The sequence below is a fragment of the Pseudomonas sp. ES4 genome (assembly GCF_050586665.1).
GTDB lineage: Bacteria > Pseudomonadota > Gammaproteobacteria > Pseudomonadales > Pseudomonadaceae > Aquipseudomonas > Aquipseudomonas frederiksbergensis.
In genome coordinates, this window is sequence record NZ_JBOBDO010000025.1 from 74170 (window position 1) to 88788 (window position 14619).

A 14619-nucleotide genomic window follows, 5' to 3' on the forward strand; every position below is an offset into this window, starting at 1 on the left:
TTATGCCCGTTCACGGTGCAACAAGTACCTGCACCGAACGTTCTCGCCCTTGCGCAAAAGCACTTCAGGTCTTAGGCACAGCCCTTGCTAAAGACCCTTTAGTAGTCCGCATCTGCCAACCAAGAAAACTCATAAGTTCATGGAGATCGCACAATGAAGCGTCGCAGTTTGATCAAGGCTTTCACACTCTCGGCAAGCATTGCCGCGATGGGCATGACCTGGAGCATCCAGGCTGCCGAGACCATCAAGGTCGGTATTCTGCATTCGTTGTCCGGGACCATGGCGATCTCCGAAACCTCGCTCAAAGACATGGCGTTGATGACCATCGACGAAATCAACGCCAAGGGCGGCGTCAACGGCAAGATGCTGGAACCGGTGGTCGTCGACCCCGCATCGAACTGGCCGCTGTTCGCCGAGAAGGGTCGGCAGTTGCTGACCCAGGACAAAGTCGCCGTGGTGTTCGGCTGCTGGACGTCGGTGTCGCGCAAATCGGTGTTGCCGGTGTTCGAAGAGCTCAATGGCCTGCTGTTCTACCCGGTGCAGTACGAAGGTGAAGAGATGTCGCCGAACGTGTTCTACACCGGCGCCGCGCCGAACCAGCAAGCGATCCCGGCGGTGGAATACCTGATGAGCGAAGAAGGCGGCAGCGCCAAGCGCTACTTCCTGTTGGGCACCGACTATGTCTACCCGCGCACCACCAACAAAATCCTGCGCTCGTTCCTGCACTCCAAAGGTGTGGCCGACAAGGACATCGAAGAGGTCTACACCCCGTTCGGCCACAGCGACTATCAAACCATCGTGGCCAACATCAAGAAATTCTCGGCCGGTGGCAAGACTGCGGTCATCTCCACCGTCAACGGCGACTCCAACGTGCCGTTCTATAAAGAGTTGGCCAACCAGGGCCTGAAAGCGACTGACGTTCCGGTTGTAGCGTTCTCGGTCGGCGAAGAAGAACTGCGCGGCATCGACACCAAACCGCTGGTGGGCAACCTCGCGGCCTGGAACTACTTCGAGTCGGTCGAGAACCCGACGAACAAGAAATTCGTCGCCGACTGGAAAGCCTACGCCAAGAAACACAACCTGCCGGGCGCCGACAAAGCGGTGACCAACGACCCGATGGAAGCCACGTACGTGGGCATCCACATGTGGGCGCAAGCGGCCGAGAAAGCCAAGTCCACCGACGTCAACAAAGTCCGCGAAGCCCTCGCCGGCCAGACCTTTGCCGCGCCGTCGGGTTACACGCTGACCATGGACAAGACCAACCACCACCTGCACAAACCGGTGATGATCGGCGAGATTCAGGCCGACGGTCAGTTCAACGTGGTATGGCAAACCGAAGGGCCGATCCGTGCTCAACCGTGGAGCCCGTTCATCCAGGGTAACGACAAGAAGCCCGATTATGCGGTGAAGAGCAACTAAGCCACCCCGCACAGCCTGATCGTTCCCACGCTCTGCGTGGGAATGCAGCCAGGGACGCTCCGCGTCCCAAAAGCGGACGCGGAGCGTCCGGTGAGGCATTCCCACGCGGAGCGTGGGAACGATCAATACGCAAGGCCAATGACATGCCCACTGCCCTTTACCGTTTCATCCTCGCCATCGCGCTGTTATTGCCGATGGCCGCGCATTCTGGCGACGCCGAAGACTTCGTCGTCGCCAATCCCATGCAGCAAGCCAGGCTTCTGGAAGCCTGGGCCGCGCAGCCCGATGCCGCCCGTATCGAGCTGATCAACGCCCTGCAACAAGGCGAGTTGACGGTCGATGGCCAACCAAAAACCCTGCGCCTGAACAATCGCCTGCGGGGTCTTATCGATACCGCGCTGGCCAGCCATCAATTGCTCGCCGCCGACGCCAAAATCCGTCTGGCCGCCGCGCAGCAATTGCAGAAAAGCGCCAAACCGGCGCAGTTGAAATTCCTCGACCAGCAACTGGCTGGCGAAAAAGATGAAACCGTACACGCCGCGTTGAGCCTGGCCCTGGCCAATCTGCAACTGGTGGACACCGACCCGGCCGTACGCCTCGCCGCGGTGCGTCTGCTGGGTGAAACCGGCGATCCGCTGGCTCGCACCCGCCTCGAAGGCTTGCTCCAGCCCGGTGTCGAAGCCGATGCCAATGTGCGCACCGCTGCCGAAACCAGCCTGGCCCAGGTCAAACGCAAACTGCTGATCGGCGAGATGCTTGGGCAGGCCTTCAGTGGCATGTCCCTGGGTTCGATTCTGCTGCTGGCGGCGTTAGGTCTTGCAATCACCTTCGGCCTGCTCGGCGTGATCAACATGGCCCACGGCGAGATGTTGATGCTCGGCGCGTACTCGACGTATGTGGTGCAGTTGATGTTCCAGCGCTTCGCCCCGCAAGCCATCGAGTTCTACCCGTTGATCGCGTTGCCGGTGGCGTTTTTCGTCACCGCCGCCATCGGTATGGCGCTGGAGCGCACGGTGATTCGTCACCTCTACGGCCGCCCATTGGAGACTTTGCTGGCCACCTGGGGCATCAGCCTGATGCTGATTCAGCTGGTGCGACTGCTGTTCGGCGCGCAGAACGTTGAAGTCGCGAACCCGGCCTGGTTGTCAGGCGGGATTCAGGTGTTGCCGAATCTGGTGCTGCCGTACAACCGCATCGTGATCATCGCCTTCGCGCTGTTTGTGGTGGTGCTGACCTGGCTGCTGCTGAACAAGACGCGCCTGGGCTTGAACGTGCGCGCCGTCACCCAGAACCGAAACATGGCCGCCTGCTGTGGCGTGCCGACCGGGCGCGTGGACATGCTCGCCTTCGGCCTCGGTTCGGGCATCGCCGGCCTTGGTGGCGTAGCCCTCAGCCAGATCGGCAATGTCGGCCCGGACCTCGGTCAGAGCTACATCATCGACTCGTTCCTGGTGGTGGTGCTCGGTGGCGTCGGTCAATTGGCCGGTAGCGTGCTGGCGGCGTTCGGCCTCGGCATCGCCAACAAGATTCTCGAACCGCAGATCGGTGCCGTACTCGGCAAGATCCTGATCCTCGCGCTGATCATTCTGTTCATACAGAAACGTCCGCAAGGCCTCTTCGCACTGAAAGGACGGGTGATCGACTGATGAATCAGCCCCTGCTCGTTACCGCAACACAAAAAGCCGGCCCCAAAGTCACGATCGCCGTTGGCGCGGTGATCCTCGCTCTGTTGCTGGCGTTGCCGCTGCTGTCGTTGTTGTCGCCGGACAGCACGTTTCACGTCTCGGCCTACACGCTGACGCTGGTGGGCAAGATTCTGTGCTACGCCATCGTCGCCCTCGCGCTGGACCTGGTCTGGGGTTACGCCGGCCTGTTGTCCCTCGGTCACGGTTTGTTCTTTGCCCTCGGCGGTTATGCGATGGGCATGTACCTGATGCGCCAGGCCTCGGGCGATGGCTTGCCAGCGTTCATGACCTTTCTGTCGTGGACTGAATTGCCGTGGTACTGGACCGGCACCAGCAGCTTCCTCTGGTCGATGTGCCTGGTGGTGCTGGCGCCGGGGTTGCTGGCGCTGGTGTTCGGTTTCTTCGCCTTCCGTTCGCGGATCAAGGGCGTGTATTTCTCGATCATGACCCAGGCCCTGACCTTCGCCGGGATGCTCCTGTTCTTCCGCAACGAAACCGGGTTTGGCGGCAACAACGGCTTTACCAACTTCCGCACCATTCTGGGCTTCGGCATCACGGAACCGGGGACTCGCGCGGTGCTGTTTTTCGCCACCGTGGTGTTGCTGGTGGCGAGCCTGTTCATCGGCTGGCGTCTGGCGCAGAGCAAGTTCGGCCGGGTGTTGACCGCCCTGCGCGATGCGGAAAACCGCTTGATGTTCTGCGGCTACGATCCACGCGGTTTCAAGTTGTTTGTCTGGGTGTTGAGCGCGGTGCTGTGCGGCCTGGCCGGCGCGCTGTATGTGCCGCAAGTCGGGATCATCAACCCGAGTGAAATGTCGCCGACCAACTCCATCGAGGCCGCCGTGTGGGTGGCGCTGGGCGGTCGCGGCACGCTGATCGGCCCGCTGCTCGGCGCCGGTGTAGTCAACGGGATGAAGAGCTGGTTCACCGTGGCGTTCCCGGAATACTGGCTGTTCTTCCTTGGCGCATTGTTCATCGTCGTGACCTTGTACCTGCCTAAAGGCGTGATCGGTCTGCTGAAAAAAAGGGGTGAACAATGAGAGTCACTGCAACGGCTGAATTCATGCTCGAGCCGGCGTTTTTTCCACCACTGGAACCCAACCGGGACGCCGGCAGCAGCCGTGACGCCATCGGCCTCGGCCAGCGCGCCGGCCCCGGCCTGAACACGCGCCACGGCACGATCCTGACCCTGGAAGACATCAGCGTCAGCTTCGATGGCTTCAAGGCGCTGAACAATCTGAACCTGTACATCGGCGTCGGCGAATTGCGCTGCATCATCGGCCCCAACGGCGCGGGCAAGACCACGCTGATGGACGTGATCACCGGCAAGACCCGGCCCAGTCACGGCAAGGCCTGGTTCGGCGAAACCCTCGACCTGACGCAGATGAGCGAAGTGCAAATCGCCCAGGCCGGCATCGGTCGCAAGTTCCAGAAACCGACGGTGTTCGAAGCCTTGAGCGTTTTTGAAAACCTGGAACTGGCGCAGAAAACCGACAAATCGGTGTGGGCCAGCCTGCGGGCGCGCCTGAGTGGCGAGCAGAAAGATCGCATCGGCGAAGTGCTGGACACCATTCGCCTGACCCCGTCGGTCAATCGCCCGGCGGGCTTGTTGTCCCACGGTCAGAAGCAGTTTCTGGAAATCGGCATGTTGCTGATGCAGGACCCGCAACTGCTGCTGCTCGACGAACCGGTGGCGGGCATGACCGACGCCGAAACCGAATTCACCGCCGAACTGTTCAAGAGCCTGGCGGGCAAGCATTCGCTGATGGTGGTGGAACACGACATGGGCTTCGTCGGCTCCATCGCCGACCACGTCACCGTGTTGCACCAGGGCAGCGTGCTGGCCGAAGGGTCGCTGGAGCAGGTGCAGGACAACGAGCGCGTGATCGAGGTGTACCTCGGCCGCTGAGAGCTGTGGAGATGATCGTTCCCACGCTCTGCGTGGGAATGCCGCCGGGGACGCTCCGCGTCCCGCTGACAATGCAGGGCTCAAGTCCTGCGCACGGGTGACGCGGAGCGTCACGGGATGCATTCCCACGCAGAGCGTGGGAACGATCACTGGGGGAGGAATTTGAAAATGCTGCAAGTCGACAAGCTGCACCAGTTTTACGGCGGTAGCCACATCCTGCGGGGTCTGACGTTTGAGGTGAAAGTCGGTGAGGTCACTTGCCTGCTCGGACGCAACGGTGTGGGCAAGACCACCCTGCTCAAGTGCCTGATGGGTTTGTTGCCGGCCAAAGAAGGCGCGGTGAACTGGGAAGGCAAAACGATCACCGCGTTCAAGCCACACCAGCGGGTTCACGCCGGGATCGCTTACGTGCCGCAGGGCCGGGAAATATTCGGCCGGCTGACCGTGGAAGAAAACCTGTTGATGGGCCTGTCGCGATTTCCCGGTGCTGAAGCCAAGGAAGTCCCGGCGTTCATCTACGAGCTGTTTCCGGTGCTGCTGCAGATGAAACAGCGTCGCGGCGGTGACTTGTCCGGTGGCCAGCAGCAGCAATTGGCGATCGGCCGAGCGTTGGCCAGCCGTCCTCGCCTACTGATTCTCGACGAGCCCACCGAAGGCATCCAGCCCTCGGTGATCAAGGAAATCGGCGCGGTGATCAAGAAGCTCGCCGCCCGTGGCGACATGGCAATTTTGCTGGTGGAACAGTTCTACGATTTCGCCGCCGAACTCGCCGATCAGTACCTGGTGATGTCCCGGGGTGAGATCGTGCAGCAAGGTCGCGGCGAAAACATGGAAGCCGAAGGTGTGCGTGGCCTGGTTACGATCTAATCTGAAGCGTCCTGACGATAAATAGAAACTATGAATTCACCTCTCCCCACTGCCCTGTTCACCCCCAGCTGGCACGCTGAGCTGGAACTCGGCTACGCCCGATTCGGCGACAGCACGCGCCCGGTTCAGCGCTGGCACAAAGGCCCGCTGCGGGTGCAGAAACATCTGTATGCCGAAGGGCCCGAGGTTTGCCAGCACATCATCGTGCACCCGCCGGGCGGGATTGCCGGCGGCGATCGGCTGGATATCTCGGCCAGTGTCGGCCGCGATGCCTGGGCGCAAATCACCAGCCCCGGCGCGGCCAAGTGGTATCGCGCGGCGGGGCCCGCTTATCAGAAGCTCGACTTGAAAGTAGCCGCTGGCGCGACACTGGAGTGGCTGCCCCAGGAAACCATTATCTTCAGCGCCGCCCAGGCTGAACTCAGCACTTCGATTGATCTGGAAGGCGATGCGCGGTTGTTTTACTGGGACGTCGTGGCGCTGGGCCGGCCAGCCAGCGGCGAACGTTTCGACCTCGGGCATTTTCAGGCGCACCTGGACATCCGCCGCGACGGTCAGTTGCTCTGGCATGAACGCCAGCGCATTGTCGGGGCTGATGGTTTGCTTGATTCGCCGATTGGCCTGGATGGACAACCGGTGTTTGCGACCCTGTTGGTGACTGGCGACATCGATAGCGATTTGCTGGAGAAATGCCGCTCGCTGCCCCATGACGTGCGCGGAGACCTGACCCAGTTGCCCGGGCTTTTAGTCGCCCGTTGCCTGGCCAGTGAAGCGTTGTTGGCGAGGGGTTGGCTGATCGATTTGTGGCGATTGCTCAGGCCTGCATTGCTCGGCCGCGAAGCCGTCCCCCCCAGAATATGGAGCACCTGAATTGCTTTTCTGTGGGAGCGAGCCTGCTCGCGATGGCGGTCTCAAAGCCAACATCTTCACTGGATGTGACGACCTCATCGCGAGCAGGCTCGCTCCCACAGGGGTTTTGTGTTTACAGATCCGAATACCTTTTTTATCTGCCGATATGGATTCCAAACGATGGACCTGACCCCACGCGAAAAAGACAAGCTGTTGATTTTCACCGCCGGCCTCGTGGCCGAGCGGCGTTTGGCGCGCGGCGTGAAACTCAACTACCCGGAAGCCATGGCCTACATTTCCGCTGCGCTGCTCGAAGGCGCGCGCGACGGCCGGACCGTGGCCGAACTGATGCACTACGGCACCACCCTGCTCAGCCGCGAACAAGTGATGGAAGGGATCCCGGAAATGATCCCGGAGATCCAGGTCGAGGCGACCTTTCCCGACGGCACCAAACTGGTCACCGTCCACCAACCGATCGCCTGAGGCCTCGCCATGACTTACCACATCCGCGATGCAGCGCACGCCGACTTGCCGGCGATCCGCGACATTTACAACGACGCGGTGCTCAACACCACGGCCATCTGGAACGAACAGGCCGTGGATTTGGCTAACCGTCAGGCCTGGTTCAGCGCCCGCCAAGACCAGGGCTACCCGATTCTGGTGATTGCCGACGGCGATAACACGGTGCTGGGCTACGCTTCATTCGGTGACTGGCGGCCGTTCGACGGGTTCCGCCACACCGTCGAGCATTCGGTTTACGTGCGCAACGACCAGCGTGGCAATGGTCTCGGCCCGCAATTGATGACCGCGTTGATCGAACGCGCCAAAGGCTGCGACAAACATGTGATGGTCGCCGCCATCGAAAGCGGTAACGCCGCTTCTATTCGCCTGCATGAACGAGCCGGTTTCGTGACGACCGGCCAGATGCCCCAGGTGGGCACCAAGTTCGGTCGCTGGCTGGACCTGACTTTTATGCAACTGACCCTCAATCCTGGCGCGGAGCCGCCGACTGCCAACAAGGAGTAATTTGCCATGAACGCCGCCCAACTGCGCCGCGTCAATGTTGAAAGCTTTGCGCACTACCGTCAGGGTTTGATTGATCTGCTGCTCGACGCCGTCGGCTATGGCGCCAGCGTCGGGTTCATGGCCGATCTGGACGCCACCCAGGCCCGAGCCTGGTTCGATGAGGTCCAGGAGAACCTGAACAAGGGCAACGTGCTGCTGTGGGTGGTGGTCAAGGACGAGCAAGTACAGGCCAGTGTGCAACTGACCCTGTGCCAGAAAGCCAACGGCCTGAACCGCGCTGAAGTGCAAAAACTGTTGGTACGTGAACACGCGCGTCGCCGCGGTCTGGGCCAACAGTTGATGAGTGCTTTGGAACAAGCTGCCCTTCAGCACAAGCGCGGCATGCTCTACCTCGACACTGAGGCCGGCTCCCCTGCCGAAGACTTCTACAAAGCCCTGGGTTACACCCGCGCCGGCGAAATCCCCGACTATGCCTGCGACCCGAGCGGTCGCTATAAACCGACCGCCTTCTACTACAAGATTCTCCAAGGAGCCCATTGATGATTCCCGGTGAGTACCAGATCCAGCCCGGTGACATCGAACTCAACGTAGGCCGCCGCACCCTCAGCCTGAAGGTGGCCAACAGCGGCGACCGGCCGATCCAGGTCGGCTCGCATTACCACTTTTTCGAAACCAACGATGCGCTGACGTTCGACCGCGCCGCCAGCCGCGGCATGCGCCTGAACATCCCCGCCGGCACGGCCGTGCGCTTCGAGCCGGGGCAGAGCCGGGAGGTCGAGTTGGTAGAGCTGGCCGGGCATCGCCGGGTGTTCGGGTTTGCCGGCAGGATCATGGGTGATCTCGACTGACTGATCGTTCCCACGCTCCGCGTGGGAATGCATCCCGTGACGCTCCGCGTCACATAACGGCGGACGCAGAGCGTCCATGGCGGCATTCCCACGCAGAGCGTGGGAACGATCAATGAAGGAACTGCAATGAAGATTTCCCGTCAGGCCTACGCCGACATGTTCGGCCCCACCGTCGGCGACAAGGTCCGTCTGGCCGATACCGAGCTGTGGATCGAAGTCGAGAAAGACTTCACCACCTACGGTGAAGAAGTGAAGTTCGGCGGCGGCAAAGTCATCCGCGACGGCCAGGGTCAAAGCCAATTGCTCGCCGCAGAGGTCGTCGACACGCTGATCACCAACGCGCTGATCATCGACCACTGGGGCATCGTCAAGGCCGATGTCGGCCTCAAGGACGGGCGCATCGCCGCCATCGGCAAGGCCGGCAACCCGGACATCCAGCCGAACGTGACCATCGCAGTCGGTGCCAGCACCGAAGTCATCGCCGGTGAAGGAATGATCCTCACCGCGGGCGGCATCGACACGCACATCCACTTCATCTGCCCGCAGCAGATCGAAGAAGCCTTGATGAGCGGCGTCACCACCATGATCGGCGGCGGCACCGGCCCGGCCACGGGCACCAACGCCACCACCTGCACGTCCGGACCGTGGCACTTGGCGCGCATGCTCCAGGCCGCCGATGCGTTCCCGATGAACATCGGTCTCACCGGCAAGGGCAACGCCAGCCTGCCGGAGCCGTTGATCGAGCAGGTCAAGGCCGGCGCCATCGGCCTGAAGTTGCACGAGGATTGGGGCACCACCCCGGCGAGCATCGACAACTGCCTGACCGTCGCTGACCAGTACGATGTACAAGTGGCGATTCACACCGACACCCTCAACGAATCCGGTTTCGTCGAAACCACCCTCGCCGCGTTCAAGGGCCGCACCATCCACACCTATCACACCGAGGGTGCGGGCGGCGGTCATGCGCCGGACATCATCAAGGCCTGCGGCTTTGCCAACGTGCTGCCGAGTTCCACCAACCCGACCCGGCCGTTCACCCGCAACACCATCGACGAACACCTCGACATGCTGATGGTCTGCCATCACCTGGACCCAAGCATTGCCGAAGACGTGGCCTTCGCCGAAAGCCGCATCCGTCGCGAAACCATCGCCGCCGAAGACATCCTCCACGACCTCGGTGCGTTCTCGATGATCAGTTCCGACAGCCAGGCCATGGGCCGCGTTGGCGAAGTGATCACCCGCACCTGGCAGACCGCCGACAAGATGAAAAAACAGCGCGGCCCGTTGCCCGGTGATGGCGAAAGCAACGACAACTTCCGCGCCAAACGCTACATCGCCAAGTACACGATCAACCCGGCAATCACCCACGGCATCAGCCATGAAGTGGGCTCGGTGGAAGTGGGCAAATGGGCCGATCTGGTGCTCTGGCGTCCGGCATTTTTCGGCGTCAAACCGACGCTGATCCTCAAGGGTGGCGCCATCGCCGCCAGCCTGATGGGCGATGCGAACGCGTCGATCCCCACACCGCAACCGGTGCACTACCGCCCGATGTTCGCCAGCTACGGCGGCTCCTTGCATGCCACCAGCCTGACCTTCATCAGCCAGGCGGCACAGGACGCCGGATTGCCCGAAGCGCTGGGTTTGAAGAAGAAAATCGCCGTGGTCAAAGGCTGTCGCGAGGTGCAGAAAACCGACCTGATCCACAACGATTACCTGCCGAACATCGACGTCGATCCGCAGACTTATCAGGTCAAGGCCGACGGGGTTCTGCTGTGGTGTGAACCGGCTGATGTGCTGCCCATGGCGCAGCGCTATTTCCTGTTCTGAAGGTTCAAGGCACAAGAAAAAACCCTGAGTGCGTCAACACACACTCAGGGTTCTTCTGTTGTATCACCCGTTCCTTGAAGCGGGGTTTCAGCCAGGTCAGCTATTGGTGTCCACAGTAAAGAGCGGAGGTTCAACCCGCTGCAGTTTTGCCCGGTCCATGGCTTGCTGGGTCAGTTGTTTGAGAAGGGTTTCACGCGCCTCCTTGATCAGGTCAAGCTCGGCGGCAAACGCTTCATCGGTCACGACTTGCCCCGGCGCAAAGGCACTTTCAGGTTTACCGAGTTCGGCGGCCAGTATCCTTATTTCTTCCTTCAGCTTCTCTCGCTCTTCCAGGGTCAGGTCCGTGCGGGAGGCTCGTTCGTCAAGAGCAACCTTGAACTCGGTCGTGGCTACCGTCTTGCGATCAAACGCCCTGAAACGTGCGCGATTCGAACGCTGCACATAGGTCCGCCAAAATGGCTGCTCGGCAATCGAATCACGCAGCAGATCGCCCTCCTCCAGCCCCAAGATCCGCTGGTAGGCGTTTTCGATCATTTCGCCGGTAACGCCCGCGATCTGGCGAAACTGCATTCCACGCGCCTGCCAGGGCAGGTCAAGCCGTTCTGCCAGGTCCGTCATGAACGCGAGGTGAACCTCGACCTCGTCAATGGTCCCGCTGACATTGCCTTCAGCGTCGACGCGTCGAAAACGTTCACCCGCGGCCTCGCGGTCGATGATATGGCGACGGGCGATTCGCTCGACTTCATCCAGGCGGCTCTTACCCCTGGCCAACTCGATCAACTGCGCTTCAGTCAAACTGGGGTTGCCCAATTCAAGGGCTTCCTGGACCAGCACATCTACCCCCAGAACGTTGAATAGCTGGGTCGCGCCATCCACGCATTGGCTGCGCGCCGTGGCTTCGGTGAAAAACTTCGTGCGCAGTTCAGCGTCCTTGGCCATGGTCTCGATCATCCGCCACATCTTGGCTGTCAGATCGGTTCGATAGGCGCCACCAGCGGTGAAGTCCGCCGATTGGGTCAGTCGCCTGATCTCGTCGAAGAAACCGGCCGAGTTGAACTCGTCTTCAAGCGCATCCCAGAGCTTTTGTTTCTCTACCCACTCGTCAAAGGTAATACCTTGTTGCCAGTTCAGGGTGTCACGCACGCCCCGTGGAGGATAAGGGCGCTCAGGATCCAGCCCCGCTGACCTGATGTAATCCTTGAGCAGCTCCAGGTTTTCCGGTGACATAAAGGGCGGTTGGCGGCTGAGCAACGTACGTGCCAGCAACTCCGCATCGGCCGAACCTGGCGTGACTTCGGGTATGTGTGTGAGCAGGTTGCGCTGCAGGTCCAGATGGATATGCCGGGGGCGCGGAAGGTCGAACAGCCCTGGTGGCCAGGTGGTCGCTGCGGTGTCGTACAGAAGCAGTGTGTGCAGGTCGGGCATGCGACCGATGTTCGGCAGCAGACTCAACGGATTGCCGGCCAGCCCCAGGGTTTGCAGCTTCGTGCAGCGGCTTAGCATTTCGACATCGGCAGGCGTCAATACAATCCGGTTCGCCGAGAGTTCGAGGAAATTGAGGTGCGGCATGTCGGCGATGTGTCGCGGCAAAGTGGTCAGTTTATTGCGACCAAGGTCCAGGGCACGCACCTTGCGAAACGGTTTTAGAAAGGACTGTTCCGCATCGGTAATACCGGCGTTATATAGTTTCAGGTACGTGACATGGTCGAAATTGCCCTCCAGCGCCGGCATTTTTTTGAAATGCAGGTTCAACGGAAAGCTGCTCAGGTCGAGCTTCTGCCCAACCACATTGCCGAACGAGTCAAACTGTTTTGGCCCGGTACGCTGCCAGCACTGCCTGATTTTTCGGGCGAATTGATTCCTGGCATTCCACTCCCCGACGCCACTGGGACTCAAACGAAAATCCCGGGTCGGCGAATTCACCCACCGCTTCAGCGTTGTATTCAACCGTTCGAATTCAAGTTCAAGCTCTTCGAGCTGCATGTCGACCGGAATCCCTTGTTGGTTGAAACGCTCCAGCAACGCAGTGGATTCTTCCTCCGTGAAAGCGGGGTAGAGCTTTCTGATCCGCGCCTGCGAACTTTGCTCCCCACCCCCGCCAGCGAGCTCACGCAAATACCCCAACATGCCGCCCGGCAAGCGCATGGCTTGCGAGTCGTACACCGGTTTACGAATCGGCTGCTCAAGCAGGATCGGTTCGAATTGCTCGTGGCTGAGTGGTGAACGCCGTACCGCATCCTTGAGCCGTGCACTTTCGTGAATGTCATAACCCAATGCGTTGCGTTCGGTATCCGGCAGGGCATGCAACACCGAGGCGTAAAGATCGTCGGTACCGTGCAGGTGCTGATCCTCCGCGCCCCGCGCCTGATAACGACCATCCTCATCCAGCACCAGCACTTTGCGGATCGGCGCATCCGCCGCCCCTGCGCTTGCGAGCAGATCCCCGGAAAATCCCAAATGCCGAATTTCGATCCGGACTTGCGTCGACCATCCGGGCAGGCTGGCCAGCGTGGCCAGTTCGAGCCGGCGAGTGTCGGTACTTTCCAGTTCATCCAGGTAGAGCCCTTCATACGCCCGGTTCAAGCGCACGCGCTCCTGCGCCCGGCGTGTCTGCTGGCGCAAACGCAGCGGCAGGCGCTGTTTCTCGGTCAGGTGTTGCAGGTCGGTGGGCTCGGCGCTATCGAGTAATTCTTGCGCAACGCTGGCGGGCAGTTGCGGGGAATCGTCCACCAGCAAACGCACCTGCGCGCTGTCGGACACATTTCGACTCTTATATAGCGCGTCGAACAGGCGCTTGTGTTGTTTGCGCGCCTGCATGGCCAATCGGCTGCGCAGCGCGTCGATCCGTGAGGGCGTGTCATTGGCGACCTGTGCGCCAAGCATTTCCCGCAGTTCGGTCGGGTTCAGGGATTCAATCACTCGCTCAGGCAGTTTCCCGGCCACCACCTCCGAGCGGCTGATCTTGATGCTTTGTGGTCCAGTGGCCATGGCGTTGCCATGTTTGACGGACGCCCCGGTGCGATCATCGCCTTCGAACACCTCCAGGGCTCGGGACTCCGGCCAGCGTGGCAGCTCGACCAGAGTCGCCGGCAGAAAACCGGACATCTCCTCTGGCACCTGATTCGCCAGGATTTGCTCGGGATAGCGTTCCGCGTCGGCATAGGTATTGAAGCGTTTGAGGGTGTCGCGCAGCAGCGCCGGCGGTGTTTCATGCTCGGCATGCAGCCGGCGCAACACGCCCTCTTCAACGCCGCTCACCTTCTGGATTTTGGCCAGGGTGGCGGCCGAGTAATCCTCCATAGAGTCGTCCAGTCGACGCATCAGGCGAGTCGTGTCCCAGCCCAGCGGTTGCTCGGTTTCAGCTTTCCAGGCGCCGGCGCCGTTATGCTCCACCATAGGTTGATAAGCGTTGGGCCGGGTCGGATGTTGCAGGCGATGCTCGCCCGTCGCCGGGTCCTGGCGCACCTGGTAATGCTTTTGCTCCAGGCGCAGCCATTGCTGATCGTTGTGTCGATACAGCCCCAGGTCATCGGGTGTGGCCTCGGTCGGCAGCGTCAGCGGGTGCTCGTACGGCGTCAGGTCCGGTTTCCACAGGCGGGTCTTGCCCGTGGGCAGTTCCACCGGTTTGAGGTTGTCGATCAGCGTGCTGGAGGTGACCGGGATCCGCGCCGCCTGCGGGATGGCGTGCCCGGCGCTCATCAGGGCCAGTTGCGCAAAGTTGATGATGACCCCGTTGATGTGTGCCGACGCCTCGTCGCGGTCGCCCTTGCTCCAGTCTTCGATGCCTTCCAGCAGCTCGGCGGCCATCTGCGCCACCATCAGCGCCAGCATGGCTTCGCCCAGCCCCGGCACCAGCATCGCGGCAAAGTTGAAGACGTTCCAGCCGATGTCCAGGTAGCTGCTCAGGCGCTTCCAGCGCGTGGTGGCGTCTTCATCGCCGGTGGGGACGGCAATCGCTCGCGCGTCGCTAAGCGCCTTGTCGCGCTTGAGCCGATACAGCTGCGGCCACAGCTCGCCCGTCAGCCGGTTGGTAATCGGCTCGGCATTCGGGTTCTCCACCGCGGTTTCCCGCCACCAGGGCCCCATGTCCAGCGGTTCGCGCTGCTGCCAGGTGATCCGGCTCAGACGCTCGCGGACCCGGGCAAAGAACCGGCCCTGGTCCTTGTGCGCGACGAAGCGGCTGAAAAAC

At 61.2% G+C, this 14619-nt stretch carries 12 protein-coding genes; 11 read left to right on the top strand and 1 reads right to left on the bottom strand.

The window, feature by feature from the left end; all coding sequences use genetic code 11:
* The first annotated feature begins 153 nt into the window (after positions 1–153).
* The 11 genes from urtA to ureC all read left to right on the top strand — a co-directional run bounded on the left by urtA (position 154) and on the right by ureC (position 10430).
* Positions 154–1419 (top strand): urea ABC transporter substrate-binding protein, encoded by a 1266-nt coding sequence (urtA, locus tag ACQ4OB_RS23195; RefSeq protein WP_074873368.1) that lies wholly within the window; start codon positions 154–156, stop codon positions 1417–1419.
* Positions 1420–1562: 143 nt separating this feature from the next.
* Positions 1563–3065, top strand: a complete 1503-nt coding sequence (urtB, locus tag ACQ4OB_RS23200; protein ID WP_430956521.1) for an urea ABC transporter permease subunit UrtB — start codon at positions 1563–1565, stop codon at positions 3063–3065.
* Positions 3065–4144 (top strand): urea ABC transporter permease subunit UrtC, encoded by a 1080-nt coding sequence (gene urtC / locus ACQ4OB_RS23205; protein WP_102615308.1) that lies wholly within the window; start codon positions 3065–3067, stop codon positions 4142–4144. Before urtB ends, urtC begins: the two co-directional genes overlap by 1 nt.
* Positions 4141–5013 carry an urea ABC transporter ATP-binding protein UrtD gene (gene urtD / locus ACQ4OB_RS23210; protein ID WP_074873357.1) on the top strand — a complete coding sequence of 291 codons (873 nt, stop codon included), beginning with the start codon at positions 4141–4143 and terminating at the stop codon, positions 5011–5013. The genes urtC and urtD overlap by 4 nt, the downstream gene beginning before the upstream one ends.
* A 168-nt stretch (positions 5014–5181) precedes the next feature.
* On the top strand, positions 5182–5880 hold the full coding sequence (gene urtE / locus ACQ4OB_RS23215) for an urea ABC transporter ATP-binding subunit UrtE (RefSeq protein ID WP_074873355.1): 699 nt from the start codon (positions 5182–5184) through the stop codon (positions 5878–5880).
* Between the two features lie 30 nt (positions 5881–5910).
* The gene (locus tag ACQ4OB_RS23220; protein ID WP_430956522.1) at positions 5911–6750 is read left to right on the top strand and encodes an urease accessory protein UreD; all 840 of its coding nucleotides are present in this window, start codon (positions 5911–5913) and stop codon (positions 6748–6750) included.
* 159 nt (positions 6751–6909) lie between these two features.
* On the top strand, positions 6910–7212 hold the full coding sequence (ureA, locus tag ACQ4OB_RS23225) for an urease subunit gamma (protein WP_074873350.1): 303 nt from the start codon (positions 6910–6912) through the stop codon (positions 7210–7212).
* 9 nt (positions 7213–7221) lie between these two features.
* The gene (locus ACQ4OB_RS23230; protein WP_074873347.1) at positions 7222–7755 is read left to right on the top strand and encodes a GNAT family N-acetyltransferase; all 534 of its coding nucleotides are present in this window, start codon (positions 7222–7224) and stop codon (positions 7753–7755) included.
* A gap of 6 nt (positions 7756–7761) precedes the next feature.
* Positions 7762–8295: a GNAT family N-acetyltransferase gene (locus tag ACQ4OB_RS23235; RefSeq protein ID WP_074873345.1), complete on the top strand. Its 534-nt coding sequence runs from the start codon at positions 7762–7764 to the stop codon at positions 8293–8295.
* Complete coding sequence (locus ACQ4OB_RS23240) at positions 8295–8603, top strand: urease subunit beta (RefSeq protein WP_074873342.1); 309 nt, start codon at positions 8295–8297, stop codon at positions 8601–8603. The genes ACQ4OB_RS23235 and ACQ4OB_RS23240 overlap by 1 nt, the downstream gene beginning before the upstream one ends.
* Before the next feature lie 126 nt (positions 8604–8729).
* Positions 8730–10430 (top strand): urease subunit alpha, encoded by a 1701-nt coding sequence (ureC, locus tag ACQ4OB_RS23245; protein WP_430956523.1) that lies wholly within the window; start codon positions 8730–8732, stop codon positions 10428–10430.
* 96 nt (positions 10431–10526) lie between these two features.
* On the opposite strand, the gene ACQ4OB_RS23250 is transcribed toward ureC, so the two are convergent.
* The coding region (locus ACQ4OB_RS23250; protein WP_430956524.1) for an NEL-type E3 ubiquitin ligase domain-containing protein at positions 10527–14619 on the bottom strand (4093 nt) is incomplete at its 5' end.